This window comes from Sphingopyxis macrogoltabida, assembly GCF_001314325.1.
GTDB lineage: Bacteria > Pseudomonadota > Alphaproteobacteria > Sphingomonadales > Sphingomonadaceae > Sphingopyxis > Sphingopyxis macrogoltabida.
The window spans coordinates 1,133,219-1,157,740 of record NZ_CP009429.1 but is presented as its reverse complement, the minus strand read 5'-3'; the positions used below and the strand labels follow the sequence as shown (position 1 = coordinate 1,157,740).

Below are 24,522 nucleotides of genomic sequence, written 5' to 3'. Positions count from 1 at the left end.
CCGTACCATGGTACGGAAGCTATATGGGGTGGATGACGAAACAGGCAACACTCTATCGCATGGTCATGCCCGGCCATATCTGCCCCTATGGCTTGAAGTCGAAACACCTCCTCGAAAGCGGCGGTTTCGCGGTCGACGACCGCTGGCTGACCACCCGCGAAGAGACCGACGCGTTCAAGGCCGAGCATGGCGTCAGGACGACGCCGCAGACCTTCATCGACGGGGCGCGCATCGGCGGCCACGACGATTTGCGCCGCCATTTCGGGCTGAAGGTCGCCGACCCCGACGCCACCAGCTACACGCCCGTGATCGCATTGTTCGCGATGACCGCACTGATGGCGTCCGCCGCGAGCTTCGCGGTCGAGGGACATGTCCTGACCATCCGCGCCGCCGAATGGTTTATCTCGTTCAGCATGGTCGTGCTCGCGCTGCTCAAGCTGCAGGACGTCGACAGGTTCGCAACGATGTTCCTCAATTACGACCTGCTCGCGCGGCGCTGGGTGCCCTATGCGAGCATCTATCCCTTTGCCGAAGGTCTTGCCGGCGTGCTGATGACCGCGCATGCGCTGCCCTGGCTGTCGATCCCGGTCGCGCTGTTCATCGGCGGCATCGGCGCCGTATCGGTGTTCAAGGCGGTCTATATCGACAAGCGCGACATCAAATGCGCGTGCGTCGGCGGCAGCAGCAAGGTGCCGCTGGGTTTCGTGTCGCTGACCGAGAATGTGATGATGATCGCGATGGCGCTGTGGATGCTCGGGAGGATGATGTGAGCGTGGTTATCGACCGGCGGTCGCTCCTCGCCGCGGGCGGCGCCGCGGCGCTCGTGCCGTGGCTTCCCGCCTGGGCGCAGCCGATATCGTCGGGCCTCCCGACCGTCGGCGGCAGCGACATCCACCTCAAGATCGCGCACCGCATGCTGACCGTCGACGGCAAGACGAGCCATGCGATCGGGATCAACGGCACGATTCCCGGCCCGCTCGTGCGGCTGAAGGAAGGCACGGATGCGCGCATCCACGTCACCAACGCGCTGCCCGATGAAGACAGCTCGATCCACTGGCACGGGCTGATCCTGCCCTTTCACATGGACGGCGTCCCCGGCATCAGCTTCCCCGGCATCGCACCGGGCGCGACCTTCACTTACGAATTCCCGGTCAAACAGTCGGGCACCTATTGGTACCACAGCCATTCGGGGTTGCAGGAACAGATGGGCCATTACGGCCCGCTGGTCATCGATCCCGCAGGTACCGACCCGGTCGCTTACGACCGCGAGCATGTAATCGTCCTGTCGGATCACAGCCCGCTTCATCCGCACGTCATCTTCAAGAAGCTCAAGCAGATGGGCGGTTATTTCAACCATCAAAAGCAGACGCTGGCCGGGCTGCTCGCGGGCAAGGACCAGCCGCTGAAGGACCGCATGGCGTGGGGTGCGATGCGGATGGACCCGACCGACATCAGCGATGTCACCGGCGCCGCCTACACCTATCTGGTCAACGGCCTCGGCCCCGATGACAACTGGACCGGACTGTTCCGGCCCGGCGAGCGCGTGCGGCTGCGGATCATCAACGCCTCGGCGATGACGACCTTCAACGTCCGTATCCCGGGGCTGAAGATGGAGGTCGTGCAGGCCGACGGGCTCAATGTACGGCCGGTCGAGGTCGGCGAGTTCCAGATCGCGGTCGCCGAAACCTATGACGTCGTCGTCACGCCGGGCGACGGGGCGTATTCGCTGATCGCCGAAAGCTCCGACCGCTCGGGCATGGCGCGCGCGACCTTGGCACCGCGCGCCGGGATGACTGCGCCGGTTCCGCCGCTGCGCCAGCGCCCGCTCGCGACGATGCAGGACATGGGGATGGGCGGCATGGATCATGGCGCGATGGGCCATGGCGGGGAAACCATGAAGCACAGCATGCGCGATATGAGCCTTGCCCCCGCGGTCAAGGACACCCCGACCGTGCAGAGCATCTCGCCGATGCCCGTCGACCGCACCGGCGATCCCGGACAGGGCCTGGACGGCGAACCCGACGTGCTCACCTATCGCGACCTCGTCGCGCTCGACCGCAATCCCGACACGCGCACGCCGTCGCGGCAGCTGCAGATTCACCTCACCGGCAATATGGAGCGCTATATGTGGGCGTTCGACGGGGTGAAGATGAACGAGGTCAAGGCGCCGATCCCCTTTACCGAGGGCGAACGCGTCCGCGTGACATTGGTCAACGACACGATGATGACGCATCCCATCCACCTGCACGGTCATTTCTTCGAACTGGTGACCGGCAAGGGCGACCATGCGCCGCGCAAACATACCGTCAACGTCCAGCCGGGCGGCAAGGTGACGTTCGACCTCACCGCCGATGCGCCGGGCGACTGGGCATTCCACTGTCACCTGCTCTACCACATGCACGCCGGGATGATGCAGGTGGTGACGGTCCGGCCGGCGGGGGAAGCGGCATGAGCCTGCTCGCCCTGCTCCTCCTTGCCGCGCAGCACCAGCATCACGAGATGCCGGCGCCCGAACCTGCCGCGCCCGCCTGTTCGCCCGAGCACGCCGCGATGGGGCATTGCACCCTGCCCGAGCCCAAGGCGCCGCCGCCACCGCCCCCGCCGCCAACGCCTTCCTGCACGCCCGAACATGCGGCGATGGGGCATTGTACGATGCCGGAGCCTGCGCCGCCCCCGCCCGCCTGCACCGCGGAACATGCTGCGATGGGTCATTGCACGCTCCCCGAAACACCCCCCACCCCCGGCGCGGGTAACGCCCCTCCCCCGCCCGCGCCGCGCGTCGGCGCCGCAGATGCAATCTTCGGCGCCGACGCCATGGCGGCCGCGCGCGCGCGGCTTTATGCCGAACATGGCGGCAGCACGATTTCGCAGGTCATGGTCGACATGGCCGAAGCGCGCATCGGCAAGGGCGGCGACAGCTATGTCTGGGATGCCGAAGCGCGCTTCGGCGGCGATATCGACAAGCTGGCGATCAAATCCGAAGGCGAAGGCGATTTCGGCGGCCGGCTGGAAGACGCCGAGGTTCAGGCGCTGTGGAGCCATGCGGTCGGGCCCTATTTCGATGTGCAGGCCGGGGTGCGGCAGGATTTCGGCCCGGGCCCGTCGCCGACGCACGCCGTGCTCGGCTTCGAAGGCCTCGCACCCTATTGGTTCGACGTCGAAGGCGCGCTGTTCCTGTCCGACAAGGGCGACGTCACCGCGCGCCTTGAGGGCAGCTATGACCAGCGCATCACCCAGCGGCTGATCGTGCAACCGATGGCCGAAGTCGAGGCGGCGTTTCAGGATGTCGCCGAGCGCGGCATCGGCGGCGGCTTTTCGAACGTCGAGCTCGGCGTCCGGCTGCGCTACGAAATCGCCCGCGAATTCGCACCCTATGTCGGCTTCGCGTGGGAGCGCAAGCTCGGCAAGACGGCGCGGCTGGCGCGCGCGGCAGGCGACAACGTATCGCGCCCGGCGTTTGTTGCGGGCATTCGTTTCTGGTTCTGACGACGCATTGATGTAACTTTCGGCTCGTCTAGCGAAAGCCATCGATTCGCATCTCCACGGAGCCGCCATGGTCAGCCGCCGCCACTTCCTTGCCTCTGCGACGCTCGCGGGGCTTGCCGCTCCCGCGATCCTCCGTGCCGAGGGCGGCCTGTTCCGCGAGTTCCCGTTCAGCCTCGGCGTCGCGGCGGGCGATCCGGTGAGCGACGGTTTCGTCATCTGGACCCGCCTCGCGCCCGAACCGATGGCGCCGCACGGCGGCATGCCGCTCGCGCCGGTGCCCGTCGACTGGGAGGTTGCGAACGATAGCGGCTTTCGCGAGATCGTCGCGAAGGGCACCGAACTGGCGCGGCCCGAACTCGGTCACAGCGTCCATGTCGAGGTCGCCGGACTGCAGCCCGACAGGCCCTATTATTACCGCTTCACCGCCGGCGGCGAACGCAGCCTGCGCGGCCGTGCGCGTACCCTGCCGCGTGTCGGCGCACCCGTCGAGGCGCTGAAGTTCGGCGTCTGCGGTTGCCAGCATTTCGAAAGCGGATTTTTCGGCGCCTATCGCCACCTTGCGCGCGAAGATCTCGCCTTCGTCTATCATTATGGCGACTTCATCTACGAATATAGCCAGGACTATCTGTTCAGCGACGGCCTGCCGAGCCGTCCGGTGCGCACGCATGCGTTCCGTAATCTCGTCGACCTCGGCGACTACCGGCTCGCCTATGCGCAGCAGCTCGGCGACATGGACCTGCAGGCGGCGCGCTGCACCCATGCCTTCCTGTCGAGTTTCGACGATCATGAAATCCGCAACGACTGGGTTTCGGACATCGACAACTGGAAGCTCGGCCTCGACACCAACGATCCCGACGCACCGCCGCCCGACGTCTTCATGCTGAAGAAGCAGGCGGCGATGCAGGCGTGGTACGAACATATGCCGGTGCGCCGCGCGCTGTTGCCGCGCGGCGGCATGGTCGCGCTGAACCGCGAGCTTCGTTACGGCGACCTGATGGCGATGCAACTGCTCGACACGCGGCAATATCGCAGCGACCAGCCGTGCGACGACGGGTTCAAACCCGCCTGCCCCGGCGTCTATGACAAAAATGCCGCGGTGCTCGGCAAGGCACAGGAAGACTGGCTGAACCGCAACCTCGGCGCGGGCGGCGCGACGTGGAATGCGCTGGCGCAGCAGGTGACGATGATGTCGCTCGACCGCCGCCGCGATCCGGCCGAACCCGCGAAAATCCTGAACCTCGATAGCTGGGCGGGTTACGAAGCGCCGCGCGAGCGGATGCTGGCGCGCATGGGCGGGCTAAAGAATGTCGTCGTGCTGACCGGCGACGAGCATCAGAATTTCTGCGGTGACCTGATCCACAGGGACCGGGTCGTCGGCGGCGAATTCGTCGGCACCTCGATTTCGAGCGGCGGCGACGGCAGCGACAAGCGCAAGGGCAGCGACGAATGGCTCGCGCTCAACCCCGAACTCAAATTCGCCAACGACCAGCGCGGCTATATGGTCTGCGAGGTCGGCCGCGCGGCCTGGCAGACGCACTTCATGGTCGTCGACAAGGTGACGACCCCGGTCAACACGCTGTCGAAGCGCGCGACGGCAGTGGTCGAGAATGGCCTCGCCGGGATCACGATGGCGTGACCCCGGCGTGATCCGGCGGCGTCAGGCGCCGCAGGCCCACTCGCCGTCGAAGCTCTGCTCGCCGCCGTAGGTGCGGCTGGCGACCAGCTTGGCCGGGTAGACGGTCTGCTCGTTGCCGGTCTTCTTCGAGGTTTCCGACGTCCGCTCGATGGCCAGCTTCAGGCCGGGGCCGGACAATTCCATGCCCTTTTCGAGCGCGCCGAAACCGCCCGAGCCCGCAACGCGCTGAACGCGATCGCCGATCTTCACCGCACCTTCGGTCAGGGCGTCGGCGCCGACGTCGGCCTTGGCGACCAGCGCCGCGCCATCCTGTCCCTTGACGGTGAAGCTGCAACCGAGTTCACCCTTGAGCGCGAGCAGCTCGCCCTTGCCGATCGCCTTCAGCTCGATCGGCGTATCGCCGCCGGTGTCGGGCAGCTTCTTCTCGGCGGTTTCGGTCTTGGCGGGGGGAGTCTTCGCTTCGGACTGGGGTTCGCCCGAACAGCCGGCAAGCAGAAGCAAGGCGCACAGCGGCGCCGCAAGAGGGGATTTCATCGACTTTTTTCTCCTTTGGTCGGGAAGGTTACGAGCGAGGGGGTCCGCTCGCTCCCGGCGACGCTGAGCTTACTAACGATCGAGGTTAAGGCGCGCAATACCGTGGTTGCGCCGATGCGCGGGGCCTTTACTTGCGCCCGAACAGCTTCTCCACATCGTCCATCGCCAGCTTTACCCAAGTCGGACGGCCATGGTTGCACTGGCCCGAATGCGGGGTGATTTCCATCTGGCGGAGCAGCGCATTCATCTCGGCGACGTTGAGCGTGCGGCCGGCGCGCACCGATCCGTGGCACGCCATCGTGGCGGCGACGAGTTCGAGCTTTTCATTGAGGCCAAGCGCCGCGTCATAGCCCGCGAGATCGTCGGCAATGTCGGTGACCAGCTTCTGGCAATCGACCGCGCCGAGCATCGCCGGGGTTGCGCGGACCATGACGGCCGCGGGGCCGAAGCGTTCAACCTCGACGCCCAGCGCAGCGAGTTCGGCCGTCGCCGCCTCGACCCGGTCGCACGCCGGTTCGTCGAGTTCGACGACCTCGGGCAGCAGCAGCCCCTGCGAGGGCACGCGCTGTCCGCTCATTCCGCGGCGCAATTGCTCGAGCACCAGCCGTTCGTGCGCCGCATGCTGGTCGACGATAACGAGCCCGTCCTCCGCCTCGGCGACGATATAGGTGCGCGCGATCTGGCCGCGCGCGATGCCGAGCGGATGCTCGGCGGCCTGCGGCGCCGGCGCGGTTGCAGCTTCGGCGCGCCCCATTGGCAGGGCTTCTGGCGATAGCGCGCCCGGCGGCGGCGCAAAATCGACGACCCGGTCGCGCAACAACGCCATGGTCGCGGTGTCGCCGTCGGCACCGAACAGATGCGTCGCGGGCGCGTGCGGATGCGGCAGGTGCGCCGCGAACAATGTCGGGGCCGGCGCCACCGGCTCCTGCTGCCAGACTGCCGCCGCCGCTTCGGCGGGCCGCTGGACACTGCGAAAGCCATGCTCGTCGAGCGCGCGGCGAAGCCCGCCGACGATCATCCCGCGGATGAGCTGGGGATCGCGAAAGCGCACTTCGGTCTTGGCGGGGTGGACGTTCACGTCGACCTCGCTCGTCGGCACGTCGAGGAACAATGCGACGACGGGATGGCGGTCGCGCGCGAGCAGGTCGGCATAGGCGCCGCGCAGCGCCCCGACGAGCAGCCGGTCCTTCACCGGCCGGCCGTTGACGAACAGATATTGGTGATCGGCGATGCCGCGATTGTAGGTCGGCAGGCTGATCACCCCGCCGAGATGGACCTCGCCGCGATCCAAATCGACGCCGATGCTGTTCGCCGCCAGTTCGCGCTGGGTCAGCGCCGCGACGCGCGCCAGCCGGTCCTGCCCGCTCTGCACGTCCAGCACGCGGCGCCCGTCGTGCTCGACGGTGAAGCCCACATCAGGCCGCGCCATCGCCAGCCGCCGGATGACATCGAGGCACGCCGCATATTCGCTCCGTCCGCTGCGCAGGAACTTGCGCCGTGCCGGAACGCGGGCGAACAGGTCCTCGACGAGGACGCGCGTGCCCTTGCCCAGCGCGGCCGGCCCCTCGGCCACCACCGCGCCATTGTCGACGATGCGCTTCCAACCGTCGCCGCCGACGACGCGGCTTTCGAGCGTCAGCCGCGCGACGCTGGCGATCGACGGCAACGCCTCGCCGCGAAAGCCCAATGTCGTGACATCCTCGATCGCATCGTCGGGCAGCTTCGACGTCGCATGGCGTTCGAGCGCCAGCGCCATGTCGGCGGCGGTCATGCCGCACCCGTCATCCTCGACTTCAAGGCGTAATATTCCGCCCTCGGCGATTCGCACCGAAATGCGAGTCGCGCCGGCGTCGATGGCGTTTTCAACCAGTTCCTTGAGCGCCGCGGCGGGTCTTTCGACCACTTCACCGGCTGCGATCCGATTTACTAGCTTTTCCGGCAGGCGGCGTATTGACATAAACGCTCTCGTAGCGCAGTCGGACGCAAATCGCGACCCACCCGCACAGCCCCGATCATTTTGTCCAGCCAGCCCCTGTGGACGAGCCGGAATCTTCCCCTGATTGCTGCTGTCGCCGGCCGGGCGCGCGGGTAAAAATCACGACAGGGGCGCACTCCGTTCGGGGCGCGGCTTCGATGGCAGGAAGCAGTATTGATGTCCTTCTTTTCTCGCTGGCTTAAATTCAACTCCCAAGACATGGCGATCGACCTCGGCACCGCGAACACCGTCGTGTACGTGCGTGGCAAAGGTATCGTGCTGAACGAACCTTCGGTCGTCGCGGTCGAGACGCTGAACGGGATCAAGCGGGTGAAGGCGGTCGGCGACGACGCGAAGCTGATGATGGGCAAGACCCCCGACAGCATCGAGGCGATCCGCCCGCTGCGCGACGGCGTCATCGCCGACATCGACGTCGCCGAACAGATGATCAAGCACTTCATAACCAAGGTGCACGGCGGCAAGCCGAACGCGTTCCGCAGCCCCGAAATCGTGATCTGCGTCCCCTCGGGCTCGACCAGCGTCGAACGCCGCGCCATCCGCGACGCCGCGTCGAACGCCGGTGCCAGCGAAGTGTGGCTGATCGAGGAGCCGATGGCCGCCGCGATCGGCGCCGACATGCCGGTGACCGAACCGATCGGCTCGATGGTCGTCGACATCGGCGGCGGCACCACCGAAGTCGCGGTGCTCTCGCTCCGCGGCCTCGCCTACACCACTTCGGTCCGCGCCGGCGGCGACAAGATGGACGAAGCGATCGTCTCCTACGTCCGCCGCCACCACAACCTTTTGATCGGCGAAGCGACGGCCGAGCGGATCAAGAAGGATTTCGGCATCGCCCGCATCCCCGCCGACGGCGTCGGCATGACGATTCACATCAAGGGGCGCGATCTCGTCAACGGCGTTCCCAAGGAAATCTCGATCAACCAGGCGCAGATCGCCGAAGCGCTGTCCGAACCGATCGGCACGATCGTCGAGGGCGTTCGCATCGCGCTCGAAAACACCGCGCCCGAACTGGCGGCCGATATCGTCGACCAAGGCATCGTCCTGACCGGCGGCGGCGCGCTGATCAGCGAGCTCGACGAATTGCTGCGCGACGCGACCGGCCTGCCCGTCACCGTCGCCGAGGATCCGCTGACCTGCGTCGCGATCGGCACCGGCCGCGCGATGGAAGATCCCGCCTTCCGCGGCGTGCTCCAGCAAGCCTGATCGGACAAAGCTGAACCATGGCTCGCCCGGCACATCGACGTCCGGGGCAATCCCGAAAGGCCCAGTACAGCCTGTTCGCTGCCTATGTCATCGCGGTGACCGGGGCGGTGGCGGGACTGTTGCTCGCGATCCTTTCGGTTGTTGATCCCGTCGGCTTCGCCGCGCTACGCGTGGCGAGCCAGGAAGTCACCGCGCCCATCGCGCGCGTGACGCGATCGGTGACGGGCTCGATTTCGGGGATCGACGACAGCGTCGGCGCCTATGTCGCGGCAGGCTCGCAGAACCGGCGGCTGCGCAAGGAACTCGCCGAAACGCGCCGCAAGCTGGTCGCGACGAGTTCGCTGCAGGAAGAGAACCGCCAGCTCAAGGGCCTGTTGCAATTGCAGCAGACCGACAAGGCGGCGCTCGCGCACGGCTATCTGCTCACTTCGACCTCGACGAGCAGCAAGCGCCTCGCGCTGCTCAGCATCGGCCGCAACCTCGGCGTCGCCGCTGGACAGCCGGTGCGCGGGGCCGACGGGCTGATCGGCCGGGTGCTCAGCGCAGGCCCTTCGGTCTCGCAGGTGCTGCTGCTCACCGACGTCGACAATGTCGTACCCGTCCGCCGCGCCAGCGACGGCCTGCCCGCGCTCGCCACCGGCCGCGGCAACGGCGACCTCGATGTGCGGACGCTCAACATCGCCAACAACCCGTTCAAGCCGGGCGACATCCTCGTCACCTCGGGCACCGGCGGCCTCTATCCGCCGAATATCCCCGTCGCGATCGTCGTGCGCCGGCAGGACGACGGCGCGCTGGCGCGCCCGCTCGCCGACCCCGGCAAGGTCGATGCGGTCGCGGTGCTGCGCCCCTACACGCCCGACAATATCGAGGCGCAGGCCGCACCGGCACCGCCGCCTGCCGCGGCGCCATGAACCAGAAAGGCCCTCGCCTCGGCGAACCGGCATCGCTGTGGCGGATGCGGATCGTGCCGGTCGCGACGGTAATGGTCGCCTCGGCGCTGCCGTTGATGCTGCCGCTGATCGCCAATTCGCCGGTACTCCCACCGCTCGGCCTGCTCTTCTTTCTCTGCTGGCAGCTCCTGCGCACCGAAATGTGGCCGGTGTGGGTCGGGCTGCCGCTCGGCCTGTGGGACGATCTGTTCAGCGGCGCACCGATTGGCACCGCGGTCGGGCTGTGGACGCTCGCGAGCATCGCGATCCATTATTCGTCGCAGCGCATCTATTGGCGCGGTTTCTTCCACGACTGGGCGATCGCTGCATTGCTGATCGCGATCATCCAGTCGCTCGCTGCGCTGATCGCGCATCCCCACGCGGCGCCGGGCCATGTCCTCGGGCTCGTCGTGCCCCAGATCGTCATATCGGCACTGCTCGTCCCGCTCTTCCTTCGCCTCACCGGCAAGTTTGACAATTTCCGCCTGAAACGCAGATAAACCCACGACGATGTTTCGCCGCAAGAACCAGCGCAAGAGCCCGCCGATCACCGAGGCGTGGCGAGGTATTACCTTCACGCGGCGGGCGCTGGTCGTCGGCGGCGCGCAAGCGGCGGTCGGCGTCGCGCTCGCGGCGCGCATGGCCTATATTTCGGTCATCGACAACGACCGCTATGTGCTTGAATCGGAAAGCAATCGCGTCAACCTGACGCTCGTGCCGCCGCGCCGGGGCTGGATCGTCGACCGGCATGGCAAGGCGCTGGCCAACAACCGTGTGTCGCTGCGCGTCGACATTATCCCCGACCGGCTTCACAACAAGGATCTGGTACTCGGCCAATTGAAGACGCTGCTCCGGCTCGACGGCGATGCAATGGAGCGGATCGAGCGCGATCTGAAGGCCGCATCGGGTTTCCAGCCCGTCGCGGTCGCCGAAGACATGACCGAGGCCGAATATTCGTCGATCCTCGTCCGCCTGCCCGAGCTGCCCGGCATTGCGCCGCAGCGCGGCTTCGCGCGCAACTATCCGACCGGCGCCGCAGTCGGGCACCTGATCGGCTATGTCGGCGCGCCGACCGCCGAGGAATATGAGAAGGTCAGGGACCCGCTCTACATCACTCCGGGCTTCCGCACGGGCAAGGACGGGCTCGAGAAATATTTCCAGCCGATGCTGCGCGGCAAACCCGGTGCGAAGCGCGTCGAGGTCACCGCGCGCGGCAAGGTGGTGCGCGAACTGGATACGACGCCCGACACGCAGGGCAAGACCGTCCACCTGACGATCGACGCCGACCTGCAGGAATATGTCGCACGGCGCATGGGACGCGAATCGGGTGCCGCGATCGTCATCGATTGCCAGAACGGCGACATCCTCGCCTTTTGTTCGATGCCGAGCTTCGACCCGAACAGCTTTTCGGACGGGATCAGCAATAGCGAATATAGCTGGCTGCGCGCCGACGACCATCAGCCGCTGATCAACAAGGCGACGCGCGGCCTTTATCCCCCGGGATCGACGCTGAAGCCGATGGCGGCGATCGCCGCCATCGAACATGGCGTCGACCCCAGCGAGCGCCACACCTGCATCGGCGGTTATCGCCTCGGCAGCCGCTTCTTCCGCTGCCTCGGCGTCCACGGCAGCCTCGACATGCCGTCGGCGATCATGAAAAGCTGCAACAGCTATTTCTACTGGCTCGCCCACCGGCTCGGCTATGACGCGATCGCACCGACCGCGCGCCTGATGGGGCTCGGCGAGGAATTTCAGCTCGCGGGCAGCAACCAGCGTTACGGCACGATCCCCGACAGCGCGTGGAAGATGAAGAAATACAAGCAGGCCTGGTCGGCATCGGATTCGCTGAATGCGGTGATCGGTCAGGGCTATGTCAGCGTCAATCCGCTCCAGCTCGCCGTGATGGCGGCACGGATCGCATCGGGACGCCGGCTGTATCCGCGCCTGATCAACCGCGAATTCAAGAATGAGCCCTTGCCCTTCTCGGCCGAAGCGCTCGCCACCGCGCGCCACGGCATGGATCTTGTCGTCAACGGCGCCGGCACCGCGGTGCGCAGCCGCCTGCCGCTCGACGGCATCACCATGGCGGGCAAGACGGGTACCGCGCAGGTCCGCGGGCTCGGCACCGGCAACGGCAAGAGCGGGACGTGGAAGTTCCGCGACCACGGCCTGTTCATCGGCTTCGCGCCGGTGGACAACCCGCGCTACGCCACGGCCGTCGTCATCGAGCACGGCATGGGCGGCAGCCGCGCCGCGGCGCCGGTCGCCAAGGATTTCATGACCTTTCTGTTCGACCGCGAAAAGGCCATGGAAGCGCTCGAAGGCTTCGAGGCCGGCTGGGGCGGCACGATCAAGGAACGCATGGACCGCGATTACGCGGCATGGAAAGCGGGCGCCTCGCGCGGCCCCGATCCGGAGCCGCCGGCATGATCCCGGTTCCGCCAGCGATCCAGCGCATCCCGTGGAAGCTGATCGCGCTGTTGTCCGCGATCACCGGCTTCGGGCTGCTCGTGCTCTATTCGGCGGCGGGCGGTAACTTCTCGCCATGGGCGTTGCAGCAAGGCGTGCGCTTCCTCGTTTTCCTCGGCGTCGCGCTGATCATCGGCCGCTTTCCCCTGCGTATTTTTGAGGATTTCGCCTATCTCGGCTATATCGGGGTCCTGATATTGCTCGTCGCGGTCGAACTGCTCGGCTTCGTCGGCGGCGGCAGCCAGCGATGGCTCAACCTCGGCTTCATGAACCTGCAGCCGTCCGAGCTGATGAAGGTGGCGATCGTGCTGGCGCTCGCGCGCTTCTACGCGCAGCTCCCGCCCGGCGAAACGCGGAACTGGACGGCGCTCTGGCCCGCGCTGATCGTCATCGGGCTGCCCGCCGCGCTCGTCATGCTCCAGCCCGACCTTGGAACCGCGCTCGCCATCTGCGCGAGCGGCATCATCGTGATGTTCGTCGCCGGCCTGCCCTTCTGGTGGTTCGGCGGCGCCGCCATCGCCGGCGCTGCTGCCTTGCCAGTGCTGTTCTCGATGCTGCACGACTATCAGCAAAAGCGCGTGCTGATCTTCCTCGACCCCGAAAGCGACCCCTTGGGCGCCGGCTATCATATCAGCCAGTCGAAGATCGCGATCGGCTCGGGCGGCATCGGCGGCAAGGGCTTTCTCAACGGATCGCAGAGCCACCTCGATTATCTCCCCGAAGGCCACACCGACTTCATCTTCGCGACGATGGCCGAGGAATGGGGTCTGATCGGCGGCATCGGGCTGCTGTTCGCCTTCTTCCTGCTGCTCCGCTGGTCGACGCGCGTGGCGCTCCGGGCACGGACGCGCTTTGGCCAGCTCGTCGCGGCGGGACTCACGATGACGATCTTCTTCTACATCGCGATCAACCTGTCGATGGTGATGGGCATGGCGCCGGTGGTCGGCATTCCCCTGCCCCTCTTCTCCTATGGCGGCTCGTCGATGCTGACGATCATGGCGTGCGTCGGCATCATTCTCGCGATCGAAAACGACAGCAAAACCGGCACCCGCCGCTTCCACTGACAAAAAACTTCAATCAGCCCATTGCCATCCCCGCAACGCCATGATAGCGGGCCGCTCGCTTAGCAGCAAAGAGGCTCTCTCGACGCTGCCAAGCAAGCCGAAAACCGGCACGTGGACGCATAGCTCAGTTGGTAGAGCAGCTGACTCTTAATCAGCGGGTCCTAGGTTCGAGCCCTAGTGCGTCCACCATTTCCTCACAGTATATCAAGAGTTTAAGTCACTTCTCAGAGGGTGGCTTTTGGTTGGCTTCGCGCGCTAGGTAGCTTTCTAGGTAGCAGGCAAAATTTCGCACGTCTTGATGCGGCGCACGCCTCGCCGTTGTCTATCGAACGCGATGGTATATGGATTTCTTTGGAAGCGTGCGGATGGTAGTGGAGGAGGGAACCAACGCCTTCCAATATGTACTTGTTTTTCAGACATATAACGGAAAAAAACGCGCTAAGAATACCCCCTCCAATACCCCCAAGAAGGGATCTTTGCGGCGGAACGCGCGGGCGATGCGACAAGGTGATTTCGTATCCTCATTTTCGCTACCTCGGTCTTTTCAATAGATGCCAGCGCGACAGGCACTCTTCGCAGAAATCCGGCACCCTGCTTCGCAATCACTTGGCCATACCTATCCATAAGTGGCGGCATAGCGGGTCGCGTCCGTCAAGGTGGTGTAATTTCGGCTGTGGCCGTGGGCCATCGTCAGGCGGCTTTGGCGGTGATGTGTAGGGGCTGATTTTCCTCCTCGATCATGGGTTGGTTGAGTTCGGCCATGCCTTCGATCTGCATGTATCGGTGCTGGAGCTGCCACTCGTCGTTCTGCTCCATCAGCACAGCCCCGACGAGGCGGATGATGCTGTCTTCGTTCGGGAAGATTCCGACGACGTCGGCGCGGCGCTTGACCTCCTTGTTGAGCCGCTCGAGCGGATTGGTTGAGTGTAACTTCGTGCGGTGCTGGGTGGGAAAGCCGGTGTAGGCGAGCACGTCGGTTTCGGCCTCGTCCATGCAGGCGCCGAGCTTGGGCCAACGGGTGCGCAACTGGTCGGCGACCTGTCGCCAGACCTGCGTTGCGCTTTTCTGATCGGGCTGCAGGAAGACCTGGCGGATCGCGGCGGCGACGACAGTGTTCTGGCCCTTGGGCACATAGGACAGGGCATTGCGCATGAAGTGCACCCGGCAGCGCTGCCAGGTGGCGCCCATGACGCGGGTGATCGCGCCCTTGAGGCCCTCGTGAGCATCGGAGATGACCAGCTTCACGCCGGTAAGACCGCGCCGAACAAGGTCCTTCAGGAAGTCGGACCAGAAGACCTCCGCTTCCGAGGGGCCGATATGCAGGCCGACGATCTCGCGCCGGCCCTCGGTGTTGACGGCCATGGCGATTATTGCGGCAACGCTGATGATCCGCCCGCCTTCGCGTACCTTGAGATAGGTGGCATCGAGCCAGAGATACGGCCATTCGCCGGTGAGCGGGCGTTTCAGAAAGGCATGGACGCGCTCGTCAATGTCCTTGCAAAGCTTGGAGACGGTGGACTTGGAGATGCCGGTCATGCCCATGGCCTGGACGAGTTCATCGACCCGCCGGGTGCTGACCCCGCCGATCCACGCTTCCTGGATCACCGCAACCAGCGCTTTCTCGACCATCTTGCGGGGCTCAAGGAAGCCCGGAAAGTAGGACCCAGCACGCAGCTTGGGGATTTTCAGGTTCAGCGTGCCTACCCGGGTATCCAGCGAACGGTCGCGATAGCCGTTGCGCCAGGTCGCGCGCTCGCTGCTGCGTTCGTGGCGACCCGCGCCGATCAGGCCATCAACGTCGGCCTCCATGATCAGCTGCAGCACGTTCTCGGCGATGGTGCGCAAAAAATCCGGTTGGCCGCCCTTCGCAGCAAGCTCTTCGATCAGTAATCTGTCCTCGGTCATCGGGAACTCCTCTTCGTCACGGTTGAAGTGTGCAAACTCCACCATAACGATGAACCCGGTGGCCACCAGCGACGCCGCATTCCGGGGTGGGGCATGCCCCACCCCGGAATACACCATCGCCTACACCGGAAATTACACCACGAGCGCGGACGCTAACGCATAGCGTTCGCGCATATGCGCATCGACCGTGATCGCTGCATACTTGGGGCCTTCGTCTCCGCTCAGGCAAGAAGGGATGCACTCTATCAGATGTTCGGGATTCCCCGAAAAGAAGAACGGGGCCGAATAGCGCTCCTGCCCGGACGTGTTGACGACGCGGTGGACAGTCGAGTGATAGCGGTCGTTCGTCCATCGGCTCATCATGTCGCCGAGATTGATAACGAAGGCCCCCGGCATCGGCGCCGCGTCCAGCCATTGCTCGGCATCGCGATCCCAGACCTGTAGACCGCCGATGTCGTCCTGCAATAAGATAGTAATTCCCCCGAAATCGGTGTGGGCGCCGCACCCCTTTTCGCCGGGACACGGGTTGGCAGGCTGGGGCGGATAATGGAGTAGCCGCAGCGTCGCGATGGGCTGCTGCTCGAAGGCCTCGAAGAAGCGCCGTTCGAGATCGAGCGAGAGCGCCAGTCCCTCTAGTATCAAGCTCGCCAGCGCGCACAACCGGTCGAAATAGTCCGAGATCGCCAAACGAAACTCAGGCATCGCCTCGGGCCAGACATTCGGTCCGGTGTTGAAGAAACGCTCAGCCAGATCGCTGTCCGCTGCGACGTCCAACCCGATGTAGTACCCTTCCTTTCGGTCGGGCGGTGTGCCTGGCTCCAGCGTCTGGGCGCCCAGTGCTTCATATCCGCGGTTCGCTTTGGACCGCATTAGCGAAACCTTGCGCTTTTCTGCTTCGGACAGCGCGAAAAAGGCCCGGCTGACGCTGAACAGCCGCTCGATCGTCACTGGATCTACACCGTGGCCGACGCAGTAAAAGAAGCCCTTGTCGAGGCAGGCGTCACGGATCGCGGACACGACCGGCCCCCACGCCGCGGGGTCGGGAGAACGCAATCCACCTATATCCACCACCGGAACAGAAGTTCGAGGGGTGCTTGACGGCAAATACGATGCCAAGCTCATAGCATAAACTCCGCTGTGTTTCGTGCATCATGGGCCGGGCAGGCGTCCGCAAATAGCGCAATTTCTCGATACGCATGATGCCGGAATTAGGACGTTGACCTTAGCCGCCACATCGCGGAACATTTGGCCATGTCGAACCGCGCCCACCGCTTCCACGCCCCGATGATCGTCTATTTCGATGCTATCAGGCGTGCCGGGTCGATCCGGGAGGCGGCGCGGCGGCTCAACGTCGCCTCATCAGCGGTGAACCGGCAGCTGCTGAAGCTCGAGGCGGAGCTTGATACTCCCCTGTTCGATCGTCTGCCCGGCGGGCTCAAGCTGACCCATGCGGGCGCGGCCTTCGCCCGCCACGCGATCGAAGTGCTCCAGGACGCCGAACGAATTCGTTCCGAGTTGGAGGCCATGCGGGGACTGCGCTCTGGCCATGTCGAGATCGCCACGGTCGAAGCGCTCACCTCCGATCTTCTGCCGAAGGTTTTGACGCGGCTGCGCGAACTCCACCCGCGCATCACCGTGGGGGTAAGCGTCTTGGGTTCATCGCTGATCCCCGAGGCCGTGATCAACGGAGATGTCGACCTGGGCATCGCCTTCGGGATGGATCGGACCGCCGATCTCACACAGATGGCGCTCTCGCGCTTCCATCTGGGCGCGACAATGCGGCCGGATCATCCGCTCGCCAAGCAGCCCACGCTGTCGCTCGCCACCTGCCTGTCGCACCAGCTAATCCTGCCGAAGTCCGACCTCTCGATCCGCCAGCAATTGCACCGGGTCCTGGGCAAGTTGCCGACCGGGGCGGTTGAGACAAGTTCGGTCGAGCTGGCCAAACAGTTGACGTTGCGCGGATTGGGCATTTCGTTCCAGACCCGGATCGGCATCGAGAAGGAGATCGCGAAGGGCGAACTGGTCCACATCCCGATCTCGAAGCCCGCCGCGCTGCCGGCCGATCTCGGCATCTATGTGCGCTCGCAGCGTAATCCGCCGATCGCGGCCCATGCCCTGATCGAACTCTGCTCCACTGCGATGACTGAGCTGGCAGGCGGCGCTCAGACCGCCTGACCGCGGAAGGCTTCGACTCCGACACCAGCGGCATCTGCCTTTACGCGGTCGGCTTCGACACCATAACGGCGCGCTAGGACGGCACAGACCATCAGTTGCAACTGGTGGAAGAACATCAACGGCAGGATCACCGCGCCGACTTGCGGCGTCGCAAACAGCACGCCTGCCATCGGCACGCCCGAGGCCAAGCTTTTCTTCGAGCCGCAGAACTGCAGGACGATCCTGTCTTCGCGGCTGAAACCCAGCCAGCGGCCGAGCACTGCGGTCAGCGACAAGACCAGAGCGAGGAGGACCGCAGAGACAGCGAGGATGGTCGCAAGGTCGACCGACGAGATCCTGCTCCACAACCCCTGGACAACGGCCGCGCTGAAGGCGGTGTAGACGACCAACAGGATCGAACCGCGGTCCACCATCATCATCAGCTGCTTCTGGCGCGCGATCCAGGCTCCGATCACCGGGCGCAGCAAGTGTCCAGCAACGAAGGGCAGGAGCAACTGGAACGCGATCGTCGCGACCGCCTCGGTCGAAGACTCGCCCTGCTTGCCTGTGATCAGAACCGCCACCAGAATGGGGGTGATGAAGATGCCCGCCAGGTTGGAGAACGACGCACTGCAAACCGCAGCCGCGACATTGCCCCGTGCCATCGCGGTGAAGGCGATCGACGATTGCACCGTTGAAGGCAGCAGCGTCAGGAACAGGATGCCCATCGCCACTGAGCTATCGAGGAACGGCAACAAACCGACCGCCAGGCCAAGGACCGGAAACACCACGTATGTCATGGCCGCGACCGCGGCATGGAGCCGCCAGTGGCGCGCGCCGTCCAGCACCGCTTGCCGCGACAGCCGGGCACCGTGCATGAAAAAGAGCACCACGATGCCGGCATCGGCGAGGAGCCCGGCGACTACCGACGCCCCGCCCCGCACCGGCAACACCGATGCCAGCGCGACCATCCCCAACAACAGGAGGATATAGGTATCGATGTTGAGACGGGCGAGCAGCGCCTTCATGATGTACTTCCTTCGAGCGATACGTGCGCAGATACTATCTTCCATCCCTCCGGAAACCGCACCCAGACCTGGGTCTGGCGGCCGCGACGCTCGCTGTCGGCGCGAAAGAACTCCGCGTGGGTCAGTGCATGGTCCGGCCCGAAGGCGGAGATCGCGACGCGCCCCAGCCGACGCTGCGGCGAGCCGCCGCGGCCCATGCGAAACGCCCGGATCTCGTCGATTCCGTATAGCACTTCGCCCACCCCGTAGCGCACCGTGCTAGCGCCATCGTGAAACAGGGCGTCGAGCGCGGGCAGGTCGTCAGCCATGAGCGCGCGTTCGTACGCATCGAACTGCGCTTGCACCTCGGCTAGCACGAGAGGATCGTCGATGGTCATGCGGCTGTCTCCAGGAGAATGGGGTGGCTCCGCGTCAGGCCCTGCGCTTCGAGCATGGCGGCATAGGCAAGCAGTTCCGCGTCGCGTCCCTTGGAAGCAATGAGCTGGACGCCCATCGGCAAGCCGTCGACGGCCAGCGGCGCGGTCACGACCGGCAGACCGAGGAAGCTGATCGGCTGGGTGTAGAGCCCCAGGTTGGCGCGGGCCGGTTGGGGCTTGCCCGCGATCGTGATGAAGGGATCTGCAATACGCGGCGCCGGGCCGTAGGTGGCCGGGGCGATCAGGACGTCGTGGTTGCGAAACGCCGCCTGGATTGCCGCGCCGAACACGGTTCGAAAGGCCAGCGCATCACGGTACAGCTCCTCCGGCAGCGCCGCGCCAGCCAACAGCCGGTCACGGGTGGCGGGATCGTAGGACAGGGCGTCTTCGGCCAATGCGGCGAGGTGCAAGGTCCCGCCCTCGTAGGCAGTGATCAGAAATGCCGCCGATCGCGCGCGCGCGACCCCGGGCAGTTCGACCATCGGCAGGCCGCCAAGGCCCGCCGACAGGGCGGCCAGCGCAGCGGTCATGCCTGGGGCCAGGTCGGCCTGGAACCACCCGTCGAGCAGCGCGGGCCGACCCAGCGGCCTGCCGGGCGTGCGCGCACCTCCTCGCAGCACCGCGTCGACCGCACCGAGATCGGCCGCCGAGCGGGCGAAGGCGCCGATGTCATCGAGCGTGTGGACGAAAGGATAGACCCCGGCCATCGGCAGTGAGCCGTGGGTCGGCTTGTTGCCGTAGATCCCGCAAAGGCTGGCCGGGATGCGGATCGAACCATTGGTGTCGGAACCCAGCGCGAATGGGACGAGGCCCGCCGCCACCGCCGCCGCCGACCCGCCCGACGAACCGCCGGCGAACCGGCTGGGATCGTGCGGGTTGCGGGTCTGGCCCCACCGCGCATTGTCGGTGACAAAGCCATAAGCGAATTCGTCCATGTTGAGCGTCGCCACGAGCACGGCCCCGGCTGCGCTCAGTCGTGCGATGGCCGCAGAGTCTTCCCCTGCGGGCTCGGCCTCGGCCAGCCGCCCTGCCCCCGCCGTCGTCGCCAGTCCGGCGACATCGAACAGATCCTTCACCCCATAGGGCACGCCCGCAAGCGGACCGGGATCTTCCCGCGCCGCCAGCCTCGCATCGACCGCCGCCGCCTCGCGTAGCGCACGATCGCGCAGCGTGCGGGTGACCGCGTTGATCCGCGGGTTCAGCGCTTCGATCCGGGCAAGCGCCGCCTCGGCCAGGGCGATCGCCGACACACGCCGCGCCGCGACCGCCGCGGCGGTCTCCAGAACGCCCATTCCCGCAAACTTGCCGATCATCGGACAGGGCCCCTCAACGTATCTGTATGGACCTGCAGCAGCCGCGCGTTCGCCGCGACGCCCGGCACGCAGGGCTCCGGCAAGGTGATGCCGATCCGCGCCGCCACTTCGTCGGCCAGGCGCGCATCGGATTGGGCGAGCGCGACGAAAACCTGCCCCACGGGCGCAGCGGCATGGCGCGGCGGCACCGCAACCGCCTGCTCGGGCCACTGCGCGAAGTTGAGCACGCTCCCACGCGAACGCCACGCCGCCACTTCGCCGAGGTCGATATCGGCGTAGGTCCAGCCAGGCTGCGAAGGCTCGCCGCTGGCAACGACGCCGTCGTGGGGAGTGTTGCCGTCGGGCGGGCAGAAGACCCCGGCCGCACCTTGGTTCTCGTCCAGCGCGGGGAGCCAGTCCGCCAGCCCCACTGTCGAGGCCTGGACCACGAAGCACTGGTTCTCCAGCGCGCGGGCCTGCGCCCCGATGCGGACCCGCCAGAAGCCCTGCATCGTGTCGGTTGCCGACGGCGCCAGGATCAGCCGCGCTCCCGCTTCGGCCTGGGCACGGGCGATGAGCGGGAACTCGACATCGAAGCAGATCGCGATCCCCACCAACCCTGCCGGTGTATCGATCACCTGGATCGTATCGCCGCCGCTGACGCCCCACAGTTCGCGTTCGAACCGCGTCATGACGATCTTGTCCTGGTAGCCACCGCCGCCGTCCGGGGTATGCAGCCTGGCCCGGTTGACGACGATCCCGTCGTCGCGCCGGAACGGCCGGCTTCCACCTAGCAGCACGATCCCGTGCTTCACCGCGAGCGCCCGGCAGGCGGCATCGTATGCTTCGCCCAGCGCGATGACGAGTTCGAGCGACGCCGCGAGATCGCCGGCGGCGGCGGGATCGGTCCCGGCCAGTTCCATCGCCGCATATTCGGGAAAGACCAGGCAATCCGCTCCCCTTACCACTGCCTCCTCGACCCAGCGCGCCAGCTTGGCCTCCCAGGCCTCAAAACTGGGGAGTAGTTCGATCGGATATTGCGCGGCGGCGATCCTGATCCGGTCCTGGGTGATCCCTTCCGCCATCACAGCCGCCGCGCCCAGAATTGCATTTGGTGGAAGGTGCTGATCGGCCTGTCGCGGTCCTTCCAGTCCATCGCCGTGGTCACGCCGTCCAGCGACGCATAGCCGCGCTTGCGCCAGAACGACGCCAAGTCGCGCGCGTTCTCGGGCCGCAGCGGGTGGCGTTCGCCGCGCACGACCGCGCAGAAGGTGCAGGCAGTCGCCCCGGCAGCGCGGGCCGCCGCCTCGCGCAGGTCGAAGAAGGCGTGGCCGATGCCGCGCCCACGATAGTCCCCGAGCAAAACGGACTCGCCGAAATAGAACGTGTCGTCCGCCGCAAAGCCCGCGCGGACGAGCGGCTCGGACAGCGCAGCGGGCTGCCGCGCAAGCCGCGACGCGGTCGCCGCGCCGACCGCCCGGCCATCGTGCCGCGCGACGATCATCACCGCGGCGGGATCGCTCAGGAACTCGGCGAGATAGGCCGCCTCGTCCACTGGATTGCCGTTGTAGAGATAGGGCCAGTCGCGAAACACTGCCATCCGCAGCGCGGCCAGGACCTGCAGGGTCTCGAGATCGCGCGCTGCGGCCTCGACGACCACTTCGCCCCGTAATGCCCGCCGTTCCGCCAGGGCATCCATCGCTCAGGCAGCCTCGACCTGACGGATCCAGTCCGCCATGTTGTAATGGTTGCTGACCCGAGTGATCCAGTTATCCCGAAGTTCGAAGAAGGCGCCGACGCGCAGGCGATAGGCCTGGCGGTTCGCGGGCGGAAGGCCTTCGTCGGTGACCAGGTATTGCCCCTCAAGCATGAACTCCGCCGCAGCCCGCGAGCCGTCCGGAGATGTCATGATCACCGGGTCGATCACGGTCTCCCGGTACGACCGGTTCATGTGTTCGAGAAACTCGCGAAACCGGGCGATGCCTTCGCGCGGGATGCCCTGGCTTGGCTCGTGCACCACCGCATCGTCCAGCAAAGCGAGCATGCCTGCCGTGTCTTGACGATTGAACGCATCGTAGTAGGCGCGCAGGATCTCGGCGGCTTGGTTCGGCACAGCGGGCTCTGGGCGCGTCATGCCTGGCCCGCCGACGGTCGGTTCAGCCGCTCGGCGTGCCAGCGCAGGTGGGCAGCCATAAAGGTCGAGATAAAATAATAGCTGTGATCGTATCCGGCGCGCAGGTTCAGCTCCAGATCGATGCCGGCGGAATCGCACGCCGCGGCCAGCAGATCAGGACGCAGCTGCGTCTCAAGGAATTCGTCCGCCGCCCCCTGATCGACGAGCAATCCGGGCACCCGCGCCCCATCCTCGATCAGGGCGACAGCATCGTGTCGTCGCCAAGCGCTGGCGTCGGTGCCGAAATAGCCGCTGAAAGCCTTATGCCCCCAGGGCACCAGGCTAGGTGCCACGATCGGCGAGAAGGCGGATATCGCCTTGAACCGCTGAGGAAAGCTAAGCCCGATGGTCAGCGCGCCGTGTCCGCCCATCGAATGGCCCATGATCGACTGCCGCATCATGTCGACGGGGAAGTTCGCCGCGATCAGGGCGGGCAGTTCCTCGGTGACGTAGGTCCACATGCGATAGTTCGCGGCATAGGGCGCCTCGGTCGCATCGACGTAGAACCCTGCGCCCAGCCCAAAGTCATAGGCCGCCGCGGGATCGTCGGGAACACCTTCCCCGCGCGGACTGGTGTCGGGAGCGACCAGGATCAGCCCGAGTTCGGCGCAGGCGCGGCGGAACCCGCCCTTCTCGGTAACGTTGGCGTGGGTACAGGTCAGCCCGGACAGATAATAGACGACCGGCAGCTTCGCGCCCGGCGTGAAGTCCGGCACGAAAACCGAGAAGGTCATGTCGGTGCCGGTCGCGACCGAGCTGTGGCGATAGACGCCCTGGGTTCCACCGTGACTGCGGTGGGCCGAGACACGCTCGACCTGGGGTTGCTCGAGGACCGCCTGTTCAGACAAGGATCGTCTCCGGATTGGCGATGCCCTCGGCCTGGAGCCGCTCGGCCAGGCGTTCGACCACCGAGGCGCGGACCGGCTCGCCCTTGCGCAGCTTCTGCCAGGTGTTGAGGCTAATCCCGTAGGTCTCTGTCACGCAGTCACGGGTATGGGCGCGCAGGCGCCGGGCCATCTCGTCGATGGTGCCGCTGGCCAGTTTGGCGCGCGCGATGCCGCCTGCCGCGCTGTATTCTTGGCGCTCTTGCATGGGACCGCCCTCAGAAAACCACGACGGAGCGAATCGATTCGCCCGCGTGCATCAGATCGAAGCCCTTGTTGATTTCCTCCAGCGTCAGGACATGGGTGATCATCGGATCGATCTCGATCTTGCCGTTCATGTACCAGTCGACGATCTTGGGCACATCGGTGCGCCCCTTGGCCCCGCCGAAGGCGCTGCCCTGCCAGACCCGGCCGGTGACCAGCTGGAACGGCCGCGTCGAGATCTCTTTGCCCGCCTCGGCCACGCCGATCACGGTCGATACGCCCCAGCCGCGGTGGCAGGCTTCCAGGGCCTGGCGCATGACCTCGGTGTTGCCGGTGCAGTCGAATGTGTAGTCGGCCCCGCCGTCGGTCAGCGCGACCAGATCGGCGACAACTTCCGCCGTGGTCTTGCCCTTGGGGTTGTAGAACTGGGTCATGCCGAAGCGGCGACCCCATTCCTCGCGCTCGGGGTTGATGTCCACGCCGATGATCCTGTCCGCGCCGACCAGCCGTGCGCCCTGCAGCACGTTGAGGCCAATGCCCCCCAGGCCGAAGACGATCACGTTGCTGCCCGGTGTCACCTTGGCCGTGTTGATCACCGCGCCGACGCCCGTGGTTACCCCGCAGCCAACGTAGCAACTCTTGTCGAATGGCGCGTCCACGCGGATCTTGGCTACCGCGATCTCGGGCAGGACGGTGAAGTTCGAGAAGGTCGAGCAACCCATGTAGTGATATACTGGCTGGCCCTTGTAGCTGAATCGGGTTGTGCCGTCGGGCATCAGTCCCTGGCCCTGGGTCGCGCGGATTGCGGTGCAGAGGTTGGTCTTGCCCGACAGGCACGACTTACACTGGCGGCATTCCGGGGTGTAGAGCGGTATCACGTGATCGCCCGGCTTCACCGAGGTGACACCGGTGCCAACCTCGCGCACGATCCCCGCGCCTTCGTGGCCCAAGATGCTCGGGAAGATTCCCTCGCTGTCGAAACCGTCGAGCGTATAGGCGTCGGTATGGCAGATGCCGGTCGCCATAATCTCGACCAGCACCTCGCCCGCCTTGGGGCCTTCCAGATCGAGTTCGACGATCTCTAAGGGCTTTTTCGCTTCAAAGGCGACTGCGGCGCGGGTCTTCATCGGTATTCTCCGTCAGTAA

At 65.8% G+C, this 24,522-nt stretch carries 23 protein-coding genes and 1 tRNA gene; 11 read left to right on the top strand and 13 right to left on the bottom strand.

Translation table 11 applies throughout. The features are described 5' to 3' along the window. Positions 1-32: 32 nt before the first annotated feature. The 4 genes from LH19_RS05615 to LH19_RS05600 all read left to right on the top strand — a co-directional run bounded on the left by LH19_RS05615 (position 33) and on the right by LH19_RS05600 (position 5,122). Positions 33-770, top strand: coding sequence for a MauE/DoxX family redox-associated membrane protein (locus LH19_RS05615; protein WP_201258346.1), 738 nt, complete (start codon positions 33-35; stop codon positions 768-770). Further along, positions 767-2,452, top strand: a complete 1,686-nt coding sequence (locus LH19_RS05610) for a copper resistance system multicopper oxidase (RefSeq protein WP_054725652.1) — start codon at positions 767-769, stop codon at positions 2,450-2,452. Before LH19_RS05615 ends, LH19_RS05610 begins: the two co-directional genes overlap by 4 nt. Then, on the top strand, positions 2,449-3,486 hold the full coding sequence (locus LH19_RS05605) for a copper resistance protein B (protein ID WP_234716092.1): 1,038 nt from the start codon (positions 2,449-2,451) through the stop codon (positions 3,484-3,486). The genes LH19_RS05610 and LH19_RS05605 overlap by 4 nt, the downstream gene beginning before the upstream one ends. A gap of 67 nt (positions 3,487-3,553) precedes the next feature. Beyond that, entirely contained in the window at positions 3,554-5,122 is a 1,569-nt protein-coding gene (locus LH19_RS05600; RefSeq protein ID WP_054725649.1) for an alkaline phosphatase D family protein, read from the top strand. A 21-nt stretch (positions 5,123-5,143) separates the two neighbouring features. On the opposite strand, the gene LH19_RS05595 is transcribed toward LH19_RS05600, so the two are convergent. Both LH19_RS05595 and mutL read right to left on the bottom strand, forming a co-directional pair. Then, entirely contained in the window at positions 5,144-5,656 is a 513-nt protein-coding gene (locus tag LH19_RS05595) for a hypothetical protein (protein ID WP_145923453.1), read from the bottom strand. Positions 5,657-5,783: 127 nt separating this feature from the next. Further along, complete coding sequence (gene mutL, locus LH19_RS05590) at positions 5,784-7,613, bottom strand: DNA mismatch repair endonuclease MutL (RefSeq protein WP_054725642.1); 1,830 nt, start codon at positions 7,611-7,613, stop codon at positions 5,784-5,786. Between the two features lie 195 nt (positions 7,614-7,808). Here mutL and LH19_RS05585 point away from each other — a divergent pair, with 195 nt between their 5' ends. From LH19_RS05585 to LH19_RS05560, 6 genes are all read left to right on the top strand, one after another. Then, the gene (locus LH19_RS05585) at positions 7,809-8,855 is read left to right on the top strand and encodes a rod shape-determining protein (protein ID WP_054725639.1); all 1,047 of its coding nucleotides are present in this window, start codon (positions 7,809-7,811) and stop codon (positions 8,853-8,855) included. Positions 8,856-8,872: 17 nt separating this feature from the next. Further along, on the top strand, positions 8,873-9,766 hold the full coding sequence (mreC, locus tag LH19_RS05580; protein ID WP_054725635.1) for a rod shape-determining protein MreC: 894 nt from the start codon (positions 8,873-8,875) through the stop codon (positions 9,764-9,766). After that, positions 9,763-10,284 (top strand): hypothetical protein, encoded by a 522-nt coding sequence (locus tag LH19_RS05575; protein ID WP_054587383.1) that lies wholly within the window; start codon positions 9,763-9,765, stop codon positions 10,282-10,284. Before mreC ends, LH19_RS05575 begins: the two co-directional genes overlap by 4 nt. A 10-nt stretch (positions 10,285-10,294) precedes the next feature. Beyond that, positions 10,295-12,214, top strand: coding sequence for a penicillin-binding protein 2 (gene mrdA / locus LH19_RS05570; RefSeq protein WP_054725631.1), 1,920 nt, complete (start codon positions 10,295-10,297; stop codon positions 12,212-12,214). After that, positions 12,211-13,317 (top strand): rod shape-determining protein RodA, encoded by a 1,107-nt coding sequence (gene rodA / locus LH19_RS05565; RefSeq protein WP_054733058.1) that lies wholly within the window; start codon positions 12,211-12,213, stop codon positions 13,315-13,317. The genes mrdA and rodA overlap by 4 nt, the downstream gene beginning before the upstream one ends. 113 nt (positions 13,318-13,430) lie before the next feature. Then, positions 13,431-13,506 (top strand) — tRNA-Lys (locus tag LH19_RS05560). 501 nt (positions 13,507-14,007) lie between these two features. Here LH19_RS05560 and LH19_RS05555 read toward each other — a convergent pair. Both LH19_RS05555 and LH19_RS05550 read right to left on the bottom strand, forming a co-directional pair. After that, the gene (locus LH19_RS05555; RefSeq protein ID WP_006954973.1) at positions 14,008-15,222 is read right to left on the bottom strand and encodes an IS256-like element ISSpma2 family transposase; all 1,215 of its coding nucleotides are present in this window, start codon (positions 15,220-15,222) and stop codon (positions 14,008-14,010) included. A 132-nt stretch (positions 15,223-15,354) separates the two neighbouring features. Next, entirely contained in the window at positions 15,355-16,344 is a 990-nt protein-coding gene (locus LH19_RS05550) for an isopenicillin N synthase family dioxygenase (RefSeq protein ID WP_054725628.1), read from the bottom strand. Positions 16,345-16,473: 129 nt separating this feature from the next. Between LH19_RS05550 and LH19_RS05545 the strand changes: the two genes are divergently transcribed. Continuing rightward, positions 16,474-17,400, top strand: a complete 927-nt coding sequence (locus LH19_RS05545) for a LysR family transcriptional regulator (RefSeq protein ID WP_054725625.1) — start codon at positions 16,474-16,476, stop codon at positions 17,398-17,400. Here the strand turns inward: LH19_RS05545 and LH19_RS05540 are convergent. Genes LH19_RS05540 through LH19_RS05500 form a run of 9 tightly spaced genes read right to left on the bottom strand, consistent with a single transcriptional unit; the run spans position 17,388 to position 24,503 of the window. Beyond that, positions 17,388-18,407, bottom strand: coding sequence for a bile acid:sodium symporter family protein (locus LH19_RS05540; RefSeq protein ID WP_201258422.1), 1,020 nt, complete (start codon positions 18,405-18,407; stop codon positions 17,388-17,390). The two genes, LH19_RS05545 and LH19_RS05540, sit on opposite strands and share 13 nt — an antisense overlap. Then, positions 18,404-18,784 carry an oxalurate catabolism protein HpxZ gene (gene hpxZ, locus LH19_RS05535; protein ID WP_054725622.1) on the bottom strand — a complete coding sequence of 127 codons (381 nt, stop codon included), beginning with the start codon at positions 18,782-18,784 and terminating at the stop codon, positions 18,404-18,406. The genes LH19_RS05540 and hpxZ overlap by 4 nt, the downstream gene beginning before the upstream one ends. After that, complete coding sequence (locus LH19_RS05530; protein WP_082395435.1) at positions 18,781-20,136, bottom strand: AtzE family amidohydrolase; 1,356 nt, start codon at positions 20,134-20,136, stop codon at positions 18,781-18,783. Before LH19_RS05530 ends, hpxZ begins: the two co-directional genes overlap by 4 nt. Further along, complete coding sequence (locus tag LH19_RS05525; protein WP_082395434.1) at positions 20,133-21,200, bottom strand: carbon-nitrogen hydrolase family protein; 1,068 nt, start codon at positions 21,198-21,200, stop codon at positions 20,133-20,135. The genes LH19_RS05530 and LH19_RS05525 overlap by 4 nt, the downstream gene beginning before the upstream one ends. Further along, positions 21,200-21,814 (bottom strand): GNAT family N-acetyltransferase, encoded by a 615-nt coding sequence (locus LH19_RS05520; protein ID WP_054725619.1) that lies wholly within the window; start codon positions 21,812-21,814, stop codon positions 21,200-21,202. Before LH19_RS05520 ends, LH19_RS05525 begins: the two co-directional genes overlap by 1 nt. A gap of 3 nt (positions 21,815-21,817) precedes the next feature. Continuing rightward, entirely contained in the window at positions 21,818-22,249 is a 432-nt protein-coding gene (locus LH19_RS05515) for a ketosteroid isomerase-related protein (protein WP_054725615.1), read from the bottom strand. Next, on the bottom strand, positions 22,246-23,136 hold the full coding sequence (gene fghA / locus LH19_RS05510) for an S-formylglutathione hydrolase (protein ID WP_054725612.1): 891 nt from the start codon (positions 23,134-23,136) through the stop codon (positions 22,246-22,248). Before fghA ends, LH19_RS05515 begins: the two co-directional genes overlap by 4 nt. After that, complete coding sequence (locus LH19_RS05505; protein WP_145923365.1) at positions 23,129-23,380, bottom strand: hypothetical protein; 252 nt, start codon at positions 23,378-23,380, stop codon at positions 23,129-23,131. The genes fghA and LH19_RS05505 overlap by 8 nt, the downstream gene beginning before the upstream one ends. Positions 23,381-23,390: 10 nt before the next feature. Further along, positions 23,391-24,503 (bottom strand): S-(hydroxymethyl)glutathione dehydrogenase/class III alcohol dehydrogenase, encoded by a 1,113-nt coding sequence (locus LH19_RS05500; RefSeq protein WP_054725608.1) that lies wholly within the window; start codon positions 24,501-24,503, stop codon positions 23,391-23,393. Positions 24,504-24,522 lie beyond the last annotated feature (19 nt).

Excerpts from the sequence above, each read along its gene's own strand:
- LH19_RS05585 (WP_054725639.1), top strand. The coding sequence starts at position 7,809 with ATGTCCTTCTTTTCTCGCTGGCTTAAATTCAACTCCCAAGACATGGCG.
- mreC (WP_054725635.1), top strand. The coding sequence starts at position 8,873 with ATGGCTCGCCCGGCACATCGACGTCCGGGGCAATCCCGAAAGGCCCAG.
- LH19_RS05500 (WP_054725608.1), bottom strand. The coding sequence starts at position 24,503 with ATGAAGACCCGCGCCGCAGTCGCCTTTGAAGCGAAAAAGCCCTTAGAG.
- LH19_RS05575 (WP_054587383.1), top strand. The coding sequence starts at position 9,763 with ATGAACCAGAAAGGCCCTCGCCTCGGCGAACCGGCATCGCTGTGGCGG.
- LH19_RS05540 (WP_201258422.1), bottom strand. The coding sequence starts at position 18,407 with ATGAAGGCGCTGCTCGCCCGTCTCAACATCGATACCTATATCCTCCTG.
- LH19_RS05530 (WP_082395435.1), bottom strand. The coding sequence starts at position 20,136 with ATGATCGGCAAGTTTGCGGGAATGGGCGTTCTGGAGACCGCCGCGGCG.
- LH19_RS05615 (WP_201258346.1), top strand. The coding sequence starts at position 33 with ATGACGAAACAGGCAACACTCTATCGCATGGTCATGCCCGGCCATATC.
- LH19_RS05550 (WP_054725628.1), bottom strand. The coding sequence starts at position 16,344 with ATGAGCTTGGCATCGTATTTGCCGTCAAGCACCCCTCGAACTTCTGTT.
- LH19_RS05595 (WP_145923453.1), bottom strand. The coding sequence starts at position 5,656 with ATGAAATCCCCTCTTGCGGCGCCGCTGTGCGCCTTGCTTCTGCTTGCC.
- rodA (WP_054733058.1), top strand. The coding sequence starts at position 12,211 with ATGATCCCGGTTCCGCCAGCGATCCAGCGCATCCCGTGGAAGCTGATC.
- LH19_RS05515 (WP_054725615.1), bottom strand. The coding sequence starts at position 22,249 with ATGACGCGCCCAGAGCCCGCTGTGCCGAACCAAGCCGCCGAGATCCTG.
- LH19_RS05525 (WP_082395434.1), bottom strand. The coding sequence starts at position 21,200 with ATGGCGGAAGGGATCACCCAGGACCGGATCAGGATCGCCGCCGCGCAA.
- LH19_RS05505 (WP_145923365.1), bottom strand. The coding sequence starts at position 23,380 with ATGCAAGAGCGCCAAGAATACAGCGCGGCAGGCGGCATCGCGCGCGCC.
- LH19_RS05520 (WP_054725619.1), bottom strand. The coding sequence starts at position 21,814 with ATGGATGCCCTGGCGGAACGGCGGGCATTACGGGGCGAAGTGGTCGTC.
- LH19_RS05555 (WP_006954973.1), bottom strand. The coding sequence starts at position 15,222 with ATGACCGAGGACAGATTACTGATCGAAGAGCTTGCTGCGAAGGGCGGC.
- LH19_RS05545 (WP_054725625.1), top strand. The coding sequence starts at position 16,474 with ATGTCGAACCGCGCCCACCGCTTCCACGCCCCGATGATCGTCTATTTC.
- hpxZ (WP_054725622.1), bottom strand. The coding sequence starts at position 18,784 with ATGACCATCGACGATCCTCTCGTGCTAGCCGAGGTGCAAGCGCAGTTC.
- mutL (WP_054725642.1), bottom strand. The coding sequence starts at position 7,613 with ATGTCAATACGCCGCCTGCCGGAAAAGCTAGTAAATCGGATCGCAGCC.
- LH19_RS05605 (WP_234716092.1), top strand. The coding sequence starts at position 2,449 with ATGAGCCTGCTCGCCCTGCTCCTCCTTGCCGCGCAGCACCAGCATCAC.
- LH19_RS05600 (WP_054725649.1), top strand. The coding sequence starts at position 3,554 with ATGGTCAGCCGCCGCCACTTCCTTGCCTCTGCGACGCTCGCGGGGCTT.
- mrdA (WP_054725631.1), top strand. The coding sequence starts at position 10,295 with ATGTTTCGCCGCAAGAACCAGCGCAAGAGCCCGCCGATCACCGAGGCG.